Origin of the sequence: Glycomyces artemisiae (assembly GCF_003002955.1) — a bacterium.
GTDB classification, from domain to species: domain Bacteria; phylum Actinomycetota; class Actinomycetes; order Mycobacteriales; family Micromonosporaceae; genus Glycomyces; species Glycomyces artemisiae.
Map to the genome: position 1 here is coordinate 880,504 of NZ_PVTJ01000002.1, position 18,070 is coordinate 898,573.

Annotated in this window: 21 protein-coding genes, 2 tRNA genes and 1 pseudogene; 14 read left to right on the plus strand and 10 right to left on the minus strand. The window is 70.7% G+C overall.

Annotation, left to right across the window (positions count from 1 at the left end; translation table 11 throughout):
* Positions 1-95: 95 nt before the first annotated feature.
* Entirely contained in the window at positions 96-1,049 is a 954-nt protein-coding gene (locus tag B0I28_RS08640; protein ID WP_106363357.1) for a biliverdin-producing heme oxygenase, read from the minus strand.
* 274 nt (positions 1,050-1,323) lie between these two features.
* Between B0I28_RS08640 and B0I28_RS08645 the strand changes: the two genes are divergently transcribed.
* From B0I28_RS08645 to B0I28_RS28230, 7 genes and pseudogenes are all read left to right on the plus strand, one after another.
* Positions 1,324-1,638, plus strand: a complete 315-nt coding sequence (locus B0I28_RS08645; protein ID WP_146148019.1) for a hypothetical protein — start codon at positions 1,324-1,326, stop codon at positions 1,636-1,638.
* 23 nt (positions 1,639-1,661) lie between these two features.
* On the plus strand, positions 1,662-4,187 hold the full coding sequence (locus tag B0I28_RS08650) for an EAL domain-containing protein (protein WP_106363359.1): 2,526 nt from the start codon (positions 1,662-1,664) through the stop codon (positions 4,185-4,187).
* 97 nt (positions 4,188-4,284) lie between these two features.
* Positions 4,285-4,357 (plus strand) — tRNA-Thr (locus B0I28_RS08655).
* A 74-nt stretch (positions 4,358-4,431) separates the two neighbouring features.
* Positions 4,432-4,503: transfer RNA gene (locus tag B0I28_RS08660), tRNA-Met, on the plus strand.
* A 98-nt stretch (positions 4,504-4,601) separates the two neighbouring features.
* Positions 4,602-4,769, plus strand: a complete 168-nt coding sequence (rpmG, locus tag B0I28_RS08665) for a 50S ribosomal protein L33 (protein ID WP_181245701.1) — start codon at positions 4,602-4,604, stop codon at positions 4,767-4,769.
* Positions 4,770-4,806: 37 nt separating this feature from the next.
* Complete coding sequence (locus B0I28_RS27855; protein WP_245888919.1) at positions 4,807-5,187, plus strand: FAS1-like dehydratase domain-containing protein; 381 nt, start codon at positions 4,807-4,809, stop codon at positions 5,185-5,187.
* 29 nt (positions 5,188-5,216) lie between these two features.
* Positions 5,217-5,480: pseudogene (locus B0I28_RS28230) on the plus strand (MaoC/PaaZ C-terminal domain-containing protein); the annotation flags it as partial.
* 55 nt (positions 5,481-5,535) lie between these two features.
* On the opposite strand, the gene B0I28_RS08680 reads toward B0I28_RS28230, so the two are convergent.
* Positions 5,536-6,468: a 3-hydroxyacyl-CoA dehydrogenase family protein gene (locus tag B0I28_RS08680; protein ID WP_106363362.1), complete on the minus strand. Its 933-nt coding sequence runs from the start codon at positions 6,466-6,468 to the stop codon at positions 5,536-5,538.
* A gap of 25 nt (positions 6,469-6,493) precedes the next feature.
* Between B0I28_RS08680 and B0I28_RS08685 the strand changes: the two genes are divergently transcribed.
* The 7 genes from B0I28_RS08685 (at position 6,494) to B0I28_RS08715 (ending at position 11,555) form a co-directional block, all read left to right on the plus strand.
* Positions 6,494-7,075, plus strand: a complete 582-nt coding sequence (locus B0I28_RS08685; RefSeq protein WP_106363363.1) for a cob(I)yrinic acid a,c-diamide adenosyltransferase — start codon at positions 6,494-6,496, stop codon at positions 7,073-7,075.
* Between the two features lie 127 nt (positions 7,076-7,202).
* Complete coding sequence (locus B0I28_RS08690) at positions 7,203-8,126, plus strand: ABC transporter ATP-binding protein (RefSeq protein WP_219926632.1); 924 nt, start codon at positions 7,203-7,205, stop codon at positions 8,124-8,126.
* On the plus strand, positions 8,123-8,974 hold the full coding sequence (locus B0I28_RS08695; RefSeq protein ID WP_106363364.1) for an ABC transporter permease: 852 nt from the start codon (positions 8,123-8,125) through the stop codon (positions 8,972-8,974). Before B0I28_RS08690 ends, B0I28_RS08695 begins: the two co-directional genes overlap by 4 nt.
* A 40-nt stretch (positions 8,975-9,014) precedes the next feature.
* Positions 9,015-9,209 carry a helix-turn-helix domain-containing protein gene (locus B0I28_RS08700; protein ID WP_106363454.1) on the plus strand — a complete coding sequence of 65 codons (195 nt, stop codon included), beginning with the start codon at positions 9,015-9,017 and terminating at the stop codon, positions 9,207-9,209.
* A gap of 103 nt (positions 9,210-9,312) precedes the next feature.
* Positions 9,313-9,537 carry a ribbon-helix-helix domain-containing protein gene (locus B0I28_RS08705; protein ID WP_106363365.1) on the plus strand — a complete coding sequence of 75 codons (225 nt, stop codon included), beginning with the start codon at positions 9,313-9,315 and terminating at the stop codon, positions 9,535-9,537.
* Entirely contained in the window at positions 9,534-9,956 is a 423-nt protein-coding gene (locus B0I28_RS08710; protein ID WP_181245703.1) for a type II toxin-antitoxin system VapC family toxin, read from the plus strand. The genes B0I28_RS08705 and B0I28_RS08710 overlap by 4 nt, the downstream gene beginning before the upstream one ends.
* A gap of 60 nt (positions 9,957-10,016) precedes the next feature.
* Positions 10,017-11,555: an alkaline phosphatase D family protein gene (locus tag B0I28_RS08715; RefSeq protein WP_245888921.1), complete on the plus strand. Its 1,539-nt coding sequence runs from the start codon at positions 10,017-10,019 to the stop codon at positions 11,553-11,555.
* A gap of 43 nt (positions 11,556-11,598) precedes the next feature.
* On the opposite strand, the gene B0I28_RS08720 is transcribed toward B0I28_RS08715, so the two are convergent.
* The 8 genes from B0I28_RS08720 to B0I28_RS08755 all read right to left on the minus strand — a co-directional run bounded on the left by B0I28_RS08720 (position 11,599) and on the right by B0I28_RS08755 (position 17,883).
* Positions 11,599-12,036: a DUF2550 domain-containing protein gene (locus B0I28_RS08720; protein ID WP_106363367.1), complete on the minus strand. Its 438-nt coding sequence runs from the start codon at positions 12,034-12,036 to the stop codon at positions 11,599-11,601.
* 2 nt (positions 12,037-12,038) lie between these two features.
* Positions 12,039-12,320, minus strand: coding sequence for a F0F1 ATP synthase subunit epsilon (locus B0I28_RS08725; RefSeq protein WP_106363368.1), 282 nt, complete (start codon positions 12,318-12,320; stop codon positions 12,039-12,041).
* 329 nt (positions 12,321-12,649) lie between these two features.
* A complete protein-coding gene (locus B0I28_RS08730) occupies positions 12,650-13,327 on the minus strand; it encodes a Crp/Fnr family transcriptional regulator (RefSeq protein WP_026924818.1) in 678 nt (225 codons plus the stop codon).
* Positions 13,328-13,632: 305 nt separating this feature from the next.
* Positions 13,633-14,829, minus strand: coding sequence for a MarP family serine protease (locus B0I28_RS08735; RefSeq protein ID WP_106363456.1), 1,197 nt, complete (start codon positions 14,827-14,829; stop codon positions 13,633-13,635).
* Positions 14,830-14,853: 24 nt separating this feature from the next.
* Complete coding sequence (locus B0I28_RS08740) at positions 14,854-15,510, minus strand: NUDIX hydrolase (RefSeq protein WP_219926633.1); 657 nt, start codon at positions 15,508-15,510, stop codon at positions 14,854-14,856.
* Positions 15,507-16,064, minus strand: a complete 558-nt coding sequence (locus B0I28_RS08745) for a TlpA family protein disulfide reductase (RefSeq protein WP_181245704.1) — start codon at positions 16,062-16,064, stop codon at positions 15,507-15,509. Before B0I28_RS08745 ends, B0I28_RS08740 begins: the two co-directional genes overlap by 4 nt.
* Complete coding sequence (nth, locus tag B0I28_RS08750; RefSeq protein ID WP_106363370.1) at positions 16,061-16,825, minus strand: endonuclease III; 765 nt, start codon at positions 16,823-16,825, stop codon at positions 16,061-16,063. Before nth ends, B0I28_RS08745 begins: the two co-directional genes overlap by 4 nt.
* Positions 16,822-17,883 (minus strand): S8 family peptidase, encoded by a 1,062-nt coding sequence (locus tag B0I28_RS08755; RefSeq protein WP_181245706.1) that lies wholly within the window; start codon positions 17,881-17,883, stop codon positions 16,822-16,824. Before B0I28_RS08755 ends, nth begins: the two co-directional genes overlap by 4 nt.
* Positions 17,884-18,070: the final 187 nt, after the last annotated feature.

The window sequence follows — 18,070 nt, forward strand, 5'->3', positions numbered from 1 at the left end:
CAACCGGGACACGGTAGCGCCGACGGCGCCGGGCGGGGGAGATTCGTCACCGCCCGGCGTGTCGCGACAATCAGGACATCGCCGACCGGTAAAGGTCAGCCGCCCAGCTGCTCCTTGGACTCGGTGAAGAGCCGCACGATCTCGGGCCGGACCTCCGCGCGCTCGGTCAGCGGGCGGGCCCAGTCGACGCGGAGCGGCACCTCCTCGTCGCCGACGGACGCCGCGAAGTCCGCGCCGTCGCCGTCGAAGCCGGTCATGCGGGCCGCGTGCGCCTCCGGCCGGCCGCCCGCGCCGCGGCAGATGACGAGCGTGTCGGCGGCGTGGTCGTGGTTCATGTGGTGGCAGATCGCCGCGACCACCTTGGGCTCGAAGGGGTTGCGGCCCAGGTTCGCGCCGAGCTCGGAGAGCACCGCGCCGTTGTGGTCGTAGGCGAGGAGCACTTCGTCGACGAGGCGGGCCTTCGCGTCCTCGTCCAGGTCGATCGCGTCCAGGCGCGAGCGGTACTCCGCTTTGAACGCCTTCGGGCTGCCGATCCCGGTGAAGTCGTAGAACGAGGCGCCCTCGCCGTCGAAGCCGTAGTTGCGGCGCGCGGCCTTCCCGAACGCCTGGCCGCCGGAGAGGTCCCCGAGGTAGCGGGTGTAGGCGTGCGCCACGTACCCGGCGGGCTCCGCCGCGGCCTCGGTGATGCGGTCCACATAGGCGCGCGTCGCGGGGAGGGGCTCGGCGCCCGAGCGCCACTTGGGGCCCATGAGGAACCGCAGGTCCGCCTCGATCGAGTGACGCCGGGCGAGTTCCGCGAACACGAACGGCCTCGCGACGGGGTCGTCGGCGAGGCGGTCGCCCGCGGCCTCGATGGCCTCGTAGACGAAGAACTGCTGCGCGTGCCAGCGGGTGTAGTCGTCCACACTGAGCGTTCCGTCGAAGAGCCGGTCGAACAGGCCCGGTTCGCGCGTCGCTTCGGCGGAGGGGTCGAGGCCCTGGTGGCGAGACCACGACGCCTCGCGGATCCGGGCCGAGAACGACGTCGCGGCAGCGGTGTCAGCAGACATGGGCGAATTCCTTGTCGAGTTGTGGCCGTCTTCGAGAGTAAGGCAAGCCTAACCTACTGACGTGGTCCGTGTCATTGTGGCGAACGACCGACCCGTGGGCGAACGCCGCGCGGTCATCGGCGACAATGGTCACGGACCCTACTCACTCGTAGGGCTGAACCAGAAAGAGCGCGAGAATCACGGTCGCAAGCCTTCCCTAGTGCGATCCGACTGTGGCACCATGGGCTCAACTGGTCCCCTTGACTGAACGTACCCACCACTCACGGGAGGCCCTGTGAAACCGGCCAGAATCTTGAAGAAGCTCGGCGCCGCCGTCGCCGCGGGCCTCATCGCGCTCGGCATCGTCGCCGGTTTCTCCGCCGCCTCGCTCGGCGGCGGCTCCGGCGAGATCAGCGCCCACGAAGACGGCGGCGGCTCGGGCGAGATCAGCTCCGTCGCCGACGACGGCGGCACCGACGGCGGTTCCGGCGAGATCAGCGACGACGAGGGCACCGCCGGCTCCGGCGAGATCAGCGACGTCTCCGCGCTCGGGGGCGGCTCGGGCGAGATCAGCCTGGCCTCCACCCGCGGCTCGGGCGAGATCAGCTAGACCCGGGCCCCGATGAGACGCCGATGACAGGGGAGCGCCGGACCGCACTGCTCCGGATCATGCCGAGGATCGTGACCGGCATCGTGATGGCGACGGGCCTGTCCGGGCTCCTCCTGTTCGGCCCGCCCGACACCTACCCGGTGGCGCAGCTCCTGCTGTTCGTCGCCGGGTTCTTCCTGTGCCAGGGCCTGCTCGTCCAGCACCACGCGCGCGGTCTGGGGATCTCGTTCAACCTCACCGACATCCCCATGGTCATCGCGCTGTTCTACCTGCCGCCGTTCTGGGTCGTCGCGACCAAGTTCCTCGCCGCGGCCCTCTTCTTCGGACGCCGCTACGTCCGCGAGGACATCGGCCTCCTCAAGCCCACGTTCAACACCGGCCTGACCGCCGCCGGGACCGTGTTCGCGGCGCTCTACGTGCAGTACATGGGACTCGGCCCCGCCGCCGACCCGCGGACCTGGCTCGTCCTGGTCTCCGCGATCCTGTTCATGGGCGTGGTCTCCACCGTCTTCATGTCGGCGATGCTGTACTTCCTGTCGGGCTGGGCCGCCGTCGTCAGGGCCTGGAGCGGGTTCCTGCTCACCATGGTCGGGCCCGTCCTCGCCGCGTGCGTCGGCGTCATCTTCCTCGTGCTCCTCGACGCGACCCTCTGGTCCGGAATCCTCATCGGACTCGTCGTCCTCGCGCTCGTGTACCTCACCCGCAGCTACATGACCCTGCGGCGGCAGCGGCAGGTCCTGCGCGAGCTCAACGACTTCACCCAGCTCGTGGTCGACTCCGTCAGCTCCAAGCGGCTCATCGACGCCATGCTCGGACGCCTGCGCGACATCCTCTCCGCCGAGTCCGCGACCGTCTGGGTCCCCGCCTCCGGCCGGTACGCGCAGATCCGCCTCACCTCCGCGGTCGACGACGCCGGGCTCACCGACCTCGACCCCATCCCCGACTCGCTCCAGCGCCAGGTCATGGAATCGGGGACCGGCGTCCTCCTCAGCCCCAAGCACGGCACCGCCGAGCAGCTCGCCGAACTGGAGGCCGCGGGCCTGCGCGGGGCCATGCTCGTGCCGCTGCGCTCGGGCGACGAGGTGTACGGGTGCCTGTCGGTCGCCGACCGGATCGGCGGGGAGATCTCGCACTTCGTGCCCGTGGACCTGCAACTGCTGGAGACGATCGCGGGGAGCGTCGGCATCGCGGTCCAGAACGAGCGGCTGCTGGACCAGCTCCGCTACGACGCCTACCACGACCCGCTCACGGGCCTGCCGAGCCGGCGCCGGTCCCTGGCGGCGCTCCAGGAGGCCCTGTCGATCACCGTGCCCGGCGAAGTGGTCGCCGTGTTCATGTTCGACATGGACTCGCTGCACGAGATCAACGACGCGCTCGGCCACGAGGCCGGGGACACCGCGCTGCGGGAGTTCGCGCGGCGGCTCAAGGAGCACTCGCCCGCCGCGTCGTTCATCGGGCGCATCGACTCCGACGAGTTCATCCTCCAGACCCGCCTGGCGTCCACCGACGCGGCCGTGGAGACCGCGCGGCGCCTCCGCGAGGAGGTGCAGGGGCCGTTCGAGGTCGGCGGCGTCGCCGTGAGCCTCTCGGCGGCCGTGGGCGTGGTCACGCACCCGGACTTCGCGGCCGACGCCGACGAGCTCCTCAAGCGCGCCGACGGCGCCACCAGGCAGGCGAAGGACTCCGCGGACGGCGTGCAGCTGTACCACGCGGGGCTCGAATCGGAGTCCCTGCGGCGCATCGGCCTCGCCGCGGACCTGCGCAAGGCCCTCGACCGGGGACGCCTCGAAGTCCACTTCCAGCCGAAGGTCCGGCTCGACCGGGAGCTCGACGCGGACGGGGCCGTCGTCGGCGCCGAAGCGCTCGTGCGCTGGTCCCACCCGACGTACGGGGCCGTCGCGCCCGAGGAGTTCATCCCGATCGCGGCGTCCACGGGCCAGCTCGGGCGGCTCACCGACACCGTCCTGGACGAGGCGCTGCGCCGCTCGGCCGAGTGGGCCGGGGAGGACGGGCCGCTGCCGATGTCGGTGAACCTGTCGCCGCGCACGCTGTCGGACAACGAGTTCCCCGACCGGGTCGCCGCGCTCCTGGAGCGCCACGGCGTCCCCGGGGACCGGCTCACGTTCGAGATCACCGAGGACGACGTGGTGTCCGGCGAGCCGCGGCTCACGCCCGCGCTGGAGCGGCTCCACGAGATGGGCGTGCGCCTGTCCGTGGACGACTTCGGGGCCGGGTACTCCTCGCTCGCGTACCTGCGGCGGCTGCCCGTGCAGGAGATCAAGATCGACCTGCGGTTCGTGCAGGGCATGGCGACCGACGACGACGACCGCGCGATCGTCGAGGCCGTGCTGGGCCTGGCCCGGCACTTCGCGATCGACGTGGTCGCCGAGGGCATCGAGACGCACCAGACCGTCGAGCAGCTCCGCGGGCTCCACTGCGAGGCCGGGCAGGGGTACTACTTCTCGCGGCCGCTGCCGCCGGACCGCTTCGCGGCCTGGCTCGACGGGCGCGGCTGGAACCGCGGCCAGGCCCGGCTGCGGGTGGTCTGAACCGGGCCTGTGGCCCGCACCGCAAGGCGGGCCCCGGTTCGGCGGTCCGGGCCCGGTCATGTACTCTTGTCAAGGCCGCGGGGGAAGCCCCGCGAACGCCCCCTTAGCTCAGTCGGCAGAGCGTCTCCATGGTAAGGAGAAGGTCTACGGTTCGATTCCGTAAGGGGGCTCGGAGACACCTCGAAGCGGAAGCGGACTGGTGTTGTACTGCTCACCCAGAGCCATCTGGCGGCAGTGAGCACACGGCGGTGTAGCTCAGTGGTAGAGCAAACGACTCATAATCGTTGTGTCGGCAGTTCGATCCTGCCCATCGCTACTTTGGCAATCGGCGACCACTGCGTTACGCTGGTCGCCGTTTTGTTTTGCAGGGAGAGCCCGCCGAGCGGCGGGTTCCGCTAGAGGAAGGCACTCATCGTGGCCAAGGCTACCGACGTCCGCCCCAAGATCACCTTGGCGTGCACGGAGTGCAAGGAGCGCAACTACATCACGAAGAAGAACCGGCGGAACGACCCCGACCGGCTCGAACTCAAGAAGTACTGCCCGCGCTGCAAGACCTCGCAGGTCCACAAAGAGACCCGCTAGTCTTCCCCGCCCCCGGTACATGCTCAACGCTTCGTATGTGGGACGGTCCTTGCCGACCACCGAGCCGGTGGTGGTCACCGCCGAGTCGGTGACCCGCTTCGCCGAGGCCGTCGGCCTCCCCGACACCGGTGCGGTCCCCCCTACCTACTTGATCTCGCTGACGCTGCCCGCGGCGGACCGCCTCATCGACGACCCGGACTTCGGGCTCGACTGGGGCCGCGTCCTCCACCGCGAGCAGCGTTTCGCGTACCACCGGGACCTCAAGGCCGGGGACGCGGTGACGTGCACCGTCACCGTCGAGTCGATCAAGACCGTCGCCGGGAACGACCTGCTCTCGCTCCGCACCGCCGTCGACGACGCCCAGGGCCTCGCCGCCGAGGTGTGGACCACACTGTTCGTCGCAGGAGACCCGCAGTGAACCTCTCGGACCTCGCGGTCGGCGAGACCGTGTTCACCGCCTCCTACCCTGTCGGCCGCGACAACCTCGCGGCGTACGCCGACGCCTCCGGGGACCACAACCCGATCCACCTGGACGAGGCCGCCGCGAAGGCCGCCGGGCTCCCCGACGTCATCGCCCACGGCATGTACACGATGGGCCTGGTCTCCCGCGCGATCCTCGAATGGACCGCCGCGAACGGGATCGACGCCCGCCTCGCCGACTTCACCGCCCGCTTCGCCAAGCCCGTCGTCGTGCCCGAGGCCGGGACGGCCGTCGAGGTCGAGGGCAAGGTCCGCAAGGCCGAGGACGGCACCGTGGAGCTGGCGATCACCGCGACCAGCGGCGGCGAGCGGGTGCTGGCACCCGCCCGCGCCACATTGATCCAGCACTTATCCACAACCCTGTGGATAACTCCGCGTAGTCGTAGAACCCCTTGCCGCTCTTGCGGCCGATCGCGCCCGACGCGACCATGCGGCGCAGCAGCGCCGGCGGGAAGAACTGCGGGTCCGCGGTGTCCTCGTAGATGTTCTCCGTGGCGTGCGTGATCACGTCGATGCCGGTGAGGTCGGCGGTCGCCAGCGGGCCCATCGGGTGGCCGAAGCCGAGCCTGCAGGCCGTGTCGAGGTCCTCGGCGGAGATCACGCCGTCCTCCACGAGCCGCGCCGCCTCGTTCACGAGCGCGCAGATCAGGCGGGTCGTGGCGAAGCCCGCGACGTCCCGGTTCACGACCACGCAGGTCTTGCCCGCGGCCTCCGCGAACGAACGCGCGGTCGCCAGGGCCTCGTCGCTGGTGTGCAGGCCGCGCACGAGCTCGCAGAGCTTCATCATCGGGACCGGCGAGAAGAAGTGGGTGCCGACCACGCGCTCCGGGTGCGTGGCCGCGGCGGCGATCTCCGTGATCGGGATCGCCGAGGTGTTCGTGGCGAGCACGGTCTCCGGGGCGACGATCGCCGAGAGCTGACGGAAGACCTCCTGCTTGACCGGGAGGCGCTCGAAGACCGCTTCGACGGCGATGTCCGCGCCCGCGGCGGCCTTGAGGTCGGTGGAGACCGCGATCCGCGCGAGGGCCGCGTCAGCGGCCTCCGGGGTGGTCTTCTCCTTGGCGACGAAGCGGTCGAGGGACGAGCGGATCGCCGCCAGCGCCCGGTCGAGCGCCCCCTCGTCCGTGTCGATCAGCGTGACGTCGGAACCGCCGAGGCTTGTGACCTGAGCGATCCCGGAACCCATGAGTCCCGAACCGATTACCGCGACTTGTGTCATGGGGGGAGGCTATATGGTCGGGGGTATGGCGGTCAATCTCACCAGGATCTACACGAAGACGGGCGACGACGGCACGACCGGGCTCGCCGACTTCTCCCGCGTCCCCAAGACCCACCTCCGGCTCGCCGCGTACGGCGACGTGGACGAGGCAGGCGCCGTGATCGGCACGGCCCTCGCGCTGCACACGGGGGAGATCGGCGAGCGCGAGCGGGAGATGCTGCTCGCGGTCCAGAACGACATGTTCGACGTCGGCGCGGACCTCTCCACTCCCGTGGCGGCGGACCCGAAGTACCCGCCGCTGCGCATCGACGAGTCCTATGTGACTCGTTTGGAGGGCTGGATCGACGAGGCCAACGCCGATCTGGAGAACCTCCGGTCGTTCATCCTGCGCGGCGGCACGCCCGGCGCGGCGCTGCTGCACCAGGCGTGCACGGTGGTGCGGCGGGCCGAGCGGTCGGTGTGGGCGCTGCTGGAGGCCGAGCCCGACACCACGCACGCGGTGCCCGTGACGTACCTGAACCGGCTCTCGGACCTGCTGTTCGTGCTGGCGCGCAAGGCGAACCCCGGCGGCGACGTGCTGTGGGCCCCGCGGGGGTCGCAGGAGTAGCCGTTTCGCTTCGCGAGGGCCGTTCACGCTGGTGGACGGCCCTCGGTGTTATACGGGTTGGCGGAACTCTCCCGCGAGTTGTAGTATGAGTGCTATCAACGATCGGAAACATACAACGGAGCGATCCATGGGACACCCCCGAACGCACGCCGGACCCGCCATCGCGGTGTCCGACCTGCGCATGCGCTACGGCGACAAGGACGTGCTCACCGGTCTCGACCTGGAGATCGAAGCGGGAGGCGTCACCGCCCTCCTCGGGCCCAACGGGGCCGGCAAGACCACCACCATCGAGATCCTCGAAGGCTTCCGCGGCCGCTCCGCCGGAGACGTCAGCGTCCTCGGCGTCGACCCCGCGCACGGCGACGAGCGGTGGCGGGCGCAGCTCGGCGTGGTCCTCCAGGAGTGGCGCGACAACGGCAAGTGGAAGGTGCGCGACATCGTCACGCACTTCGCCGAGTACTACAAGCCGTACACGAACCCCTGGGGCGCGGACGAACTGCTCGACATGGTCGGCCTCGCCGAGCAGGCCGGGCAGCGCGTGCGGACCCTCTCCGGCGGGCAGCGCCGCCGCCTCGACGTCGCGCTGGGCATCATCGGCCGCCCGGCCCTGCTGTTCCTCGACGAGCCGACCACCGGCTTCGACCCCCACGCCCGCAGGGAGTTCCACGAGCTCATCCACCGGCTCACCGACCTCGACGGGACCACGATCCTGCTCACCACCCACGACCTCGACGAGGCCGAGAAGCTCGCCGAGCGGATCCTCATCCTCGCGGGCGGCCGCATCATCGCCGACGGCTCGCCCGACCAGCTCGCCCGCGCCGCGTCCACCACCGCCGAGGTGAAGTGGATCCAGGACGGCAAGCTCCAGATCCACGCCACCGAGGACGCCACCGACTTCGTGCGCAAGCTCCTCGCCACCGACGACGGCAAGGTCACCGAACTGGAGATCCACCGCGCGAGCCTGGAGGACGCCTACCTCGAACTCGTCGCCCAGTTCGAGGCCGGGGAGGCCGCGACGGCCGTCGACGCCTTCAAGGAAGTGACCCGATGAGCACCAACACCCTCCACGAGTACCGCACCGGCTGGAAGCGGGCCCTCATCGAGACCAAGGTCTCGCTGACGTCCATCGGCGACCTCATGGGCTTCATCATGCCCACCGGCATCGCCATCGTCGTCCTCCTGTTCATGCAGAACGCCGACTTCGAAGGGGCCCCGGTCTCCCTGGGCTCCATGAACATGCCGAGCCTCATCGGCATGAACGTCGTCTTCGGCGGCATCATGGGCATGGTCGGCGCGCTCGCCATGGACCGCACCAACGGCACGCTCCTGCGCGCCAAGTCCATGCCCGGCGGCATGACCGGCTACCTCGTCGGGCACCTCGCGTCCACCGCGATGTTCATCGGCGCCAGCGCGGTCGCGCTCCTGGCCGTGGGCCTGCCGCTGTTCGACGGCCTCTCGTTCGCGACCCCCGACCGGTGGATGACGTTCCTGGCGGTCCTCGTCATGGGCGTCGTCGCGACCCTCCCGATCGGCGCCGTCCTCGGCGCGATCCTCGACAACCCCCGCAACATGGGCCTGGTCATGCTCCCGGTCATGGGCCTGGTCGCGGTCTCGGGGATCTTCTACCCGATCACCGCGCTCCCCGGCTGGCTCCAGGGCGTCGGGCAGGTCTTCCCGATGTACTGGATGGGCCTGGGGATGCGGCACGCGCTGCTCCCGGACTCCATGGCCGCCGTGGAGATCGGCGGCGAATGGCGGACCGTTACCATGTTCGCCGTGCTCGCGGTCTGGGCGGTGGTCTCGATGGCCTTGGCGCCCAGGCTCCTGCGGCGGATGTCGCGCCGCGAGTCGGGTTCGGCCGTGGCGGCCCGCCGCGCCGACATGCAGAGGGACTGGTGATCGAGCCGTGGCCGGGGACGAGGTCTACAACCGGATCGCGATGCTGCGCGCCGAGCGGGGCGTCTCGCGCCGCCAGCTCGCGGAGGCCCTCGGCGTCCACTACCAGACCGTCGGCTACCTCGAACGCGGCGAGTACAGCCCCAGCCTCTACCTGGCGCTGAAGCTCTCCGAGTACTTCGAGGTGCCCGTAGAAGTGGTCTTCTCCACCAAGCCCTTCCCGCGCCTCGGCGCTTAGGGCTTCCCCGCCCCGCGCTCCGGAGACACCCCGGCCCCAGGCCGTCCGGAGCGCGGGGCCTTTTTTGCGCCGCGCCGTGCCATACGTATGGCACAATGAGGGCATGTTCAAGACGACGGTCTACCTGACGGACGACGAGAAGGACGGCCTGCGCCGCAGCGCCGCCGAACGGGGGATCTCCGAGGCCGAGCTGATCCGCGAGTTCATCGACGCCGGGCTGGCGTCGAAGGCCCCGCAGTGGGACCTGCTGCCGGTGATCCACAGTCCGGAGCTCGCGGCGATCGACGACGAAGAGGAGTTCCTGCGGCTGGACGGTTTCGACCGTTGATCGTCTGCGACACGAACTGCCTGATCAGCCTCGTCAACGATGCCGACCCCGACCACGCCGCGATCCGCGCGATCGCGGTGGCGCAGCCGCAGCCGCTCATCGTGAGCCCGCTCGTGCTCGCCGAGTTCGACTACCTCGTGCGGAAGATCGAGAGCGCCAAGGCGGTCCGGGCGATCCTCGCGCGGCTGCTCCAGGGCCGCATGATCGAAGTCCCGGCCCTGTCCCACACCGATCTGCTCACAGCGGTCAAGATCGACGCCAAGTACGCGGCACTCGACCTCGGCCTCACCGATGCGAGCCTCGTCGTCCTCGCCTACCGGTACGGCACCGTCGACCTCCTCACTCGGGACGAACGCGACTTCCGCCCGGTCACCCCGCTCCAAGGCGGGGCGTTCCGACTGCTGCCCAAGGACGCCTGAGAGCGGGGCCTTCTGTTCACCTTCGGGCCACTCCGGTGCCACCGGGGTCTGCGAGCGTGAGTGGCGACCGCCGACACCCCGCTGACACTGGAGGCCCCCGTGCCGATCGACCGTAGGAAACTGCTCGCCGCCGGAGCCGGAGGCGCCGTCCTCCTGGGCACGCCCGGCATCTCGTACGCCGCGTCCCGGCCTTTGCTCACGCACGGCGTCCAGTCCGGGGACGTCACCGAGCGCGGCGCGGTCCTGTGGACCCGCGCCGACCGCGGCTCCCGGATGCGCGTCGAACTCGCGACCCGCCCGGACTTCAAGCACGCCAGGGAACTGCGCGGTCCCGCGCTCACCGCGGACTCGGACTTCACCGGGAAGCTGCGGCTCAGCGGCCTGCGGCCCGGGCAGACCTACCACTACCGGGTGCGCGCCGAGGGCGAGCGCGCCTCCGACGCCCTCGAAGGCTCGTTCACGACCGCTTCGGACGAGTGCCGCGACATCACGTTCCAGTGGTCCGGGGACCTCGCCGGGCAGGGCTGGGGGATCAACCCCGAGTTCGGCGGGTACCGGATCTTCCAGGCCATGGCCGACTCGGAGCCGGACTTCTTCCTGTGCTCGGGCGACTTCGTCTACTCCGACGGGCCGCTCGTGGAGACCGTCGCGCTCCCCGACGGGACCACGTGGCGCAACACGGTCGTGGAGGAGAAGTCGAAGGTCGCCGAGACGCTCGACGAGTACCGCGGGCAGTTCAAGTACAACCTGCTCGACGAGAACCTGCGGGCGTACCTCGCGCGGGTGCCGATGGTGAACCAGTGGGACGACCACGAGGTCACCAACAACTGGTACCCCGGCGAGATCCTCGACCTGCCGCAGTACACCGAGAAGAACGTCGACGTCCTCGCCGCGCGGGCCCGCCGGGCGTTCGCCGAGTACACGCCCGGCGGCTTCGACGCCGAGGGCCGCATCTACCGGAAGATCTCGTACGGGCCGCTCCTCGACCTGTTCGTCCTCGACATGCGGACCTACAAGAGCGCCAACCCGGACGCCGACGGGCCCACCGGGCAGATCCTCGGCGAACGCCAGCTCGCGTGGCTCAAGCGCGAACTGCGCCGCTCGAACGCGACATGGAAGGCCATCGCCGCGGACCTCCCGATCGGCCTCCTCGTCGGCGACGGCGCGGGCGCCTGGGAGGGCATCGCCGAAGGCACCGGCGGCGCCCCGATGGGCCGCGAGACCGAGATCGCCGACCTCCTGTCCTACTGCAAGCGCGAGGAGGTCGCGAACATGGTGTGGCTCACCGCCGACGTCCACTACACCGCGGCCCACCACTACAGCCCCGACCGCGCCGCGTTCCAGGACTTCGACCCGTTCTGGGAGTTCGTCTCCGGGCCCTTGAACGCGGGCGCCTTCGGCCCCAACCAGCTCGACCCGACCTTCGGCCCCGAAGCCGTCTTCGTCAAGGCCCCGCCCGCCGCCAACACCTCCCCGGCGGTCGGCTACCAGTTCTTCGGCGAAGTCCACATCGACGCCGAGACCGAGGTCCTCACCGTGTCCCTCAAGGACCTCGACGGCGAAGTCCTCTTCACCCAGGCCCTCGAACCGGCCGCGTAGAACGACGATGCCCGCCTCCGGCAGGAGGCGGGCATCGGGTGGTTCAGTCCCGGTCAGAGTAGAAAGCCGCTCCCGGGGGAGCGGCTTCGAGCCAGGAGAGGAAGCCGGTGACGGCGGAGGTCGTCATCGCGAGCTCGACGTCGCCGGCGGCGTTCTTGCAGCGGAGGATCGCCACCTCCGGGGGGAAGATCTGGGCCTCCGGACCGGCCGGGACGCGGCGGTCGGCGATCTGGAGGTCCTGGCGCGAGAGCGAGTAGCGCGGCCCGAGCGCGAGGGAGAACATCCGGTACCAGCGGAGCGTGCCCCGCTCGTAGACGCCGAAGCCGGGGGCCCAGCCGCGGCCCTCCATGTGCCGCGACAGGCGGGCGGCCATGGCGACCGAGCCGGAGCGGGACAGGATCGAGCGGCGGACGTAGGTCAGCACGAGGAACACCGCGACGGCCGCCGCCAGCGCGGCGACGATCAGCAGTGCCTTCAGCATGTCTAGGCCGAAGCGGGGGCGACCGCTTCGGCGGTCTCTGCGAGGATGGTCACGCCGTCGGTGGTGACCGACAGGAAGCCGCCTTCGATCTTCCAGGCGAGCTCGCCGCCGCCGACCGGCTGCACGCGGACGGTGCTGTCGACGCGGAGTTCGCCGAGGAGCGGCTGGTGGTGGGGCAGAATGCCCAGCTCGCCTTCGGTGGTGCGGGCGTAGACGGCTTCGGCCGTGCCGGACCACACCTTCGAGTCGACTGCCACGACTTCGACGTTCAGTTGCCCTGCCACAACGCTCCTTCTGTCGGACTCCGGGATGGTTACGGGAAGTCTAAACGGCTGGACCTGCGGGCGTCCATGCGGCCAAGGGCGCTACGGGAGGTGATGAGGCGCACCTAGGGGCCCGCCGAACACCCCCAGCGGCCGCTATCCGGCCCGTCTGCCCGCTCGCTTCGTTGTCGGGCTCCCAGATACAACCCCGGTATCTGGGAGCCCTTCCGCCTTGCGAGCGAACAGACGGACTCGGATATCGACTCGCAGGGGGTGTTCGGCGGGCCCCTACCTGGGGGACGACGAAGGCCCCCGGCATCGCCGGGGGCCTCGAAGTTCGACCGGGAGTGTTACACGCGCGCGCGGCGGGCGAGGCGCTCCGGGTCCATGATGATGACGCTCTTGCCGTCCAGGCGCAGCCAGCCGCGGCCCGCGAAGTCGGCGAGGGCCTTGTTCACGGTCTCGCGGGAGGCGCCGACGAGCTGGGCCAGCTCCTCCTGGGTGAGGTCGTGGGTGACGCGCAGGACGCCGCCGTCGCGGGTGCCGAAGCGGCTCGCCATGTGCAGCAGGGCCTTGGCGACGCGGCCGGGGACGTCGGTGAAGATGAGGTCCGCCATCGAGTCGTTCGTGCGGCGCAGCCGGCGCGCTATCACCCGGAGCAGCTGCTCGGCGATCTCGGGCCGGTTCGCGAGCCAGGGCCGCAGGGCGGTCTTGGACAGGCGGGCCATGCGGGTGTCGGTGAGAGCGGTGGCGGTGGCGGTGCGGGGTCCCGGGTCGAAGAGCGCGAGCTCGCCGACCATGTCGGACGGGCCCATCACGGCGATCAGGTTCTGGCGGCCGTCGGCGGAGCGGCGCCCGAGCTTCACCTTGCCGGACATGACGATGTACAGACTGTCGCCCGGCTCGTTCTCGGTGAAGACGGTCTGGCCCTTGTTGACGTCGACGTACTCCATCTCTTTGATGAGCGACTCGACAGCTTCGGGGTCGACCCCCTTGAACAGGGCGGCCCTCGCCAATACGTCTTCCATGTCCGTTCGCACCTTTCTTCAACGCACCGCTAGTGCAAGTACTGAGTCTATGCCTCTTGTCCGCATTGCGGGAGCGAGACCCCCGTAAATCCACATGCGCACCGTCGCCGCCGGAATCGACATTCGTATCCGAATGAATGCCCTCCGTCCGTTCCGAGCGTCACCGCGTGAGACTCGCCGCGCCGTCTCAGCAGGGGTTTCGTTCCGGGGAGCGGAAAGCGTCGACGGCGACCGCTACAGCCTACCCGCATTGTGACGTCAAGCCCAACATCAGGCAATGGAGAGAATCCCCAAGATCGCACATCTCACGTGCACGAACCGGTCCCCACGGACCCGCTCGCGGTGCGCCCGGCGTCGAGGACGGAGGCGGACTCGTCCATGGTGAGCGCGTATCCGGTCTCGGGGTCGTCGACGGCGGCGGCGAAGACGACGCCGATGACTTCGCCGTCGGGGTTGAGGAGCGGGCCGCCGGAGTTGCCGCCGATGATCGTGGCGTACAGCTGGTAGACCTCGCGGGTGACGGTGCCGTCGTCGTAGATGTCGGGGCCGGTGACGACGCGCGCTTCGCGGACGCGGGCGGCGGTCGCGGTGTAGGGGCCGCCGCCGGGGTAGCCGAGGACGATCGCGTCGGCGCCGGACGCGGCGGTGTCCTCGTCGACGGGGAGCGGGTCGGCGTCGAGGTCGGGGACGTGGAGGATCGCGAGGTCCTTCTCGGGCTCGAAGACGATCACCTCGGCGTCGAGGAGGTCGCCGTCGGACTCGACGCGCACGTCCTCGGTCCCGGCGACGACGTGCGCGTTGGTGACGACGAGGCCGTCCGCGTACACGAAGCTGGAGCCCTCGATCTGGCGGTCGCAGGAGGGGGCCGAGCCGTGGACCTTCAGGACGGAGTCCTCGGCGTTGCGGACGACGGAGGACGCGGCGAGCTCGGGGTCGGGGGCGGGGACGTCGCGGACCTGGGTCGGGTCGATGCCGTAGAAGATGTTCGGCATGCCGGTGGTGTTCAGGGACTCGCGGAGCCGGTCGTAGACGCCGCGGACCGCCTCGGGCATGTTGTCGTCGATGCCGCCGACGATCGAGGAGTTGCGGACGGCGCCCGCGATGGCCGGGAGCGGCAGGCTCGCGAGCGGCGCGGCGGCCATCCACGTGACGAGGAGGACCGCGGCGATGGAGATGACCGGGCCGAGGGAGCGGTCGAGGCGCCTGGAGCCGTTGGACTTCAGCTTCCGGCGGAGCCGGTAGCCGATCGCGGTCATGAGGGCCTGCCCGCCGAGGGCGAGCGCGAAGACGACGACGAGCGCGACGACGAGTTTCGCGAGGGGCTCCTGGTAGAAGTCGGCGGCCCAGGGGGCGATCTGGATGCCGAGGAGCGCGCCGCCGAGGAAGCCGAAGAACGTGGCCGCGGAGAGGATGAAGCCCTGCCGGTAGCCGTTGATCGCGAACAGGAGGGCGAGGAGCACGATGATCACGTCGACCAGGAGGCCGGATCCGCTCGGACTCATCGCCACCCCGCAATCGCTTGAGCGCTAGCGCCCTTCGAGTTCCATCGTGCGGCTGCGGTCCCAGGGGCGGGACCAGCCGCCCAGGTCCAGTAGCCACGACAGTACCCCGGCGGTGAACCCCCAAATCAGCGGCACGCCAGCGACCTGGAACCCCGGGCCGCTGCGCCCCGAGGGGTAGCCGACGGTGCCGCGCGCGTCCGGATCGGCGAGGACCTGCAACGGGACCTGGTGCGCGGCGGCCACTTCCGAGGCCGCCTGCGGGGCGACGGTGTGGGGCCGGCGCCACAGTGCGAGCACGGGTGTGACGGCGAAGCCGGAGACGGGGATCCACAGCGGCGGGAGGGTCGCGCCGACGAGCACGGTGGCCGGGTCGACGGCGAGTTCTTCGGCGGCTTCGCGCAGGGCCGTGGCGGCGCTGTCGGCGTCGCCGGGGTCGGCCGCGCCGCCGGGGAACGCGACCTCGCCGGGATGGTGGCGCAGGGTGGCGGCGCGCTGCTGGAGGAGGACCGAGGGTCCGGTGTCGGTGTCGGCGAGGAGGACCAGGACCGACGCGGTCCGGGCGTGCTCCTCGCTATAGGGCCGCAGGTGGCCTTCGATGACGCGCTCTGCGGTGGGGCCCTGGGCCTCTGCGGCCGCTTTGAGCAGCGGGCGCCACCAGTCGGGCTCGGGGGCCGCGGTCACGCCAGCTCCAGGCCGAACGCGGCGCTCGCGGCTTCGGCGAGGCTCTCGGCGGTGACGCCGGGCTGGACGATGAGGTCGGCGACCGTGCCGTCGGTGTCCACGAGCGCGACACCGGGGAGCGCGGGCACGCCGAGGCCGATGCGCACCGCTTCGTCGGGGTCGGCGACGGACGGGAAGGTCATGCCGAAGTCGTCGGCGAACCAGCGTCCGGCGTCGTCGGTGTCCGCGGTGTCGACGCCGAGGATGTCCACTTGGTCGCCGTTGGCTTGGAAGAACGCCTCGATCTCGGGGGCCTCCTGCTGGCACGGGACGCACCAGCTGGCCCACAGGACCACTACGAGCGGCTTGTCCGCGGTGCCCACGGCGGTCGCGGTCCCGTCGCCGAGGCAGTCGAGTTCGAGGTCGCCGATCCCGTCCACGGGCGTCGTGCCGGAGGAGCAGGCGACGGACCAGGTCGGCTCGTCGGCGCTGCGCGGCGTCTCGGCGTCGTCGGCGGTGTTCGGGGTGCAGGCGGCGAGCAGCAGCAGCGGCAGTGCCGCGAGGAGCCTTCTCACGCGCCCACCGCGTGTTCGATGCCCGCGAGCCTGATGAGCTCGTCCACGTTGTCGCCCTTGAGGAGCTTCGCGGCCTCGGCCGGGTCCGTGGGGCCCTCGCCGAAGGAGGGGCACTGCGCGGCGAGCGTGCACGCCCCGCACGCGGGCTTGCGGGCGATGCAGACGCGGCGGCCGTGGAAGATGATGCGGTGGGAGAACATGGTCCACTCGCGGGGCTCGACGAGCTTCTGAAGTTGGAACTCCAGTTTCACCGGGTCCTTGCCGTCCACGAGCTTCAGGCGGTTCGTAATCCGGATCATATGGGTGTCGACCGTGATGCCCGGGACGCCGAAGGCGTTGCCGCGGATGACGTTCGCGGTCTTGCGGCCGATCCCGGGGAGCTTCACGAGGTCGTCCATGCCTTCGGGGAGCTTGCCGCCGTGGTGCTCCACGAGGGCTTTGCCGAGGCCGATGATCGAGCGGGTCTTGTTGCGGTAGAAGCCCGTCGGGCGGATGATCTCCTCGACGTCCTCGGGGTTCGCGTCGGCGTAGTCCGCGGCGTCGCGGTAGCGCGCGAACAGCGCCGGGGTGGTGAGGTTGACGCGGACGTCGGTGCACTGCGCCGAGAGGATCGTGGCGACCGCGAGTTCGAGGGGGTTGGAGTAGTCGAGCTCGCAGTGGGCGTCGGGGTGGGCCGCGGCGAGGAGGCGGTCGATCACGCGGGCCCGGCGCTTCTTGGCCAGTTCGGTTTCTTTGCCCTTTTTGGCGTCGGCGGCGGTCACCCCGCCATGGTACGCGCGCGCACCGTGAGCCGCCTGCGGCCTCGCAGCAGCAGCGCGGTCGCGCCGATGAGCCCGCCGCCCGCGGCGGTCGCGGCGGCGCTCCAGATCGTCGGCAGCGGTTCCGACTCCTCTTCCGGGGCGACGTCGGCGGCGACGGCCGCGCCCGCGTCCACGATCCCGGCTCCGAGGTCCGCGCTCCCGGGGGTCGCGGTCGAGGTGAGCGCCCGCCGGACCTGGTCGGCGGACCAGTCCGGGTGGGCCGAGCGCACGAGCGCTGCGGCGCCCGCGACGATCGCCGACGCGAACGAGGTGCCGGTGACGGTCTTGTGCCCGCCGGAGGCGTCGGCGGCGCTCAGGTCCGCGCCGGGGGCCGCGAGGTCGGTGCCCGCGCCGGTGACCGCGGTGCGCCAGTGCTCGCCGCGCTCGTCGGTGCCGGTGACCGCGAGGACCTCGTCGATGCGCGCGGGGAACCACACCTCTTCTTCTCCGGTGTCGTCCTGTCCGCGGTTCCCGGTGCACGCCACCACGACCACGTCGTTGCGCTCGGCGTAGGCGATGGCCTCGGCGAACGGCGCGGACTCGTAGTGGCCGCCGAGGGACAGGTTGATCACGTTCGCGCCGTTGTCGACGGCCCACTTCACGGCCGCGCCGACCATCGCCGAGTCGTGGTACTTGTTCTCGTCGTCGAGGACCCGCACGGGGAGGATCGCCGCGCCCGGGGCCATCCCGGGGTGGCCGTCGGCGCCGCGCCCGGCGATGAGGCTCGCGACGGCGGTGCCGTGGCCGACCGGGTCGGCCTGGCCGAAGGCCCGCTCGTAGACCGGGGACTCCTCGGAGCCGAACGCGAGGAGCCGCGGTTCGGCGCCGGGGTCGACGTCGACGTAGCTGCGGCCCGGGAGGACCGCCCCGGCGAGGTCGGGGTGGTCGGCGTCGACGCCGGAGTCGATCACGGCCACGACGACCCCGGTCCCGGTCGCGGTGGCCCACGCCGCGGGCGCTCCGGCCGCGGCGACCTGCCAGGGGACCGGCGCGGCGCCCCCGACGGGTGCGGACAGCAAGAGCGCCAACAGCGTCGAGCAGACGCAGGCCATCACGTATCGAGCAGCGCGGTTCCCCATCAGAGCGGGATCGTTACACAGCGGCAGGCCCACAGCGTGGGAATGACACGCGTTCGCCTTTATGATTTCGTTATTTTTGGCCTACTGAACGAAGCTTGACAACGCCCTCGCGTTACGGTGACCATCG

What these genes read in the sequence shown, in the direction of transcription:
- B0I28_RS08640 (WP_106363357.1), bottom strand. Translation starts at nt 1,049, where the DNA reads ATGTCTGCTGACACCGCTGCCGCGACGTCGTTCTCGGCCCGGATCCGC.
- B0I28_RS08650 (WP_106363359.1), top strand. Translation starts at nt 1,662, where the DNA reads ATGACAGGGGAGCGCCGGACCGCACTGCTCCGGATCATGCCGAGGATC.
- B0I28_RS08680 (WP_106363362.1), bottom strand. Translation starts at nt 6,468, where the DNA reads ATGACACAAGTCGCGGTAATCGGTTCGGGACTCATGGGTTCCGGGATC.
- B0I28_RS08685 (WP_106363363.1), top strand. Translation starts at nt 6,494, where the DNA reads ATGGCGGTCAATCTCACCAGGATCTACACGAAGACGGGCGACGACGGC.
- B0I28_RS08690 (WP_219926632.1), top strand. Translation starts at nt 7,203, where the DNA reads ATGGGACACCCCCGAACGCACGCCGGACCCGCCATCGCGGTGTCCGAC.
- B0I28_RS08695 (WP_106363364.1), top strand. Translation starts at nt 8,123, where the DNA reads ATGAGCACCAACACCCTCCACGAGTACCGCACCGGCTGGAAGCGGGCC.
- B0I28_RS08700 (WP_106363454.1), top strand. Translation starts at nt 9,015, where the DNA reads ATGCTGCGCGCCGAGCGGGGCGTCTCGCGCCGCCAGCTCGCGGAGGCC.
- B0I28_RS08705 (WP_106363365.1), top strand. Translation starts at nt 9,313, where the DNA reads ATGTTCAAGACGACGGTCTACCTGACGGACGACGAGAAGGACGGCCTG.
- B0I28_RS08720 (WP_106363367.1), bottom strand. Translation starts at nt 12,036, where the DNA reads ATGCTGAAGGCACTGCTGATCGTCGCCGCGCTGGCGGCGGCCGTCGCG.
- B0I28_RS08730 (WP_026924818.1), bottom strand. Translation starts at nt 13,327, where the DNA reads ATGGAAGACGTATTGGCGAGGGCCGCCCTGTTCAAGGGGGTCGACCCC.
- B0I28_RS08735 (WP_106363456.1), bottom strand. Translation starts at nt 14,829, where the DNA reads ATGAGTCCGAGCGGATCCGGCCTCCTGGTCGACGTGATCATCGTGCTC.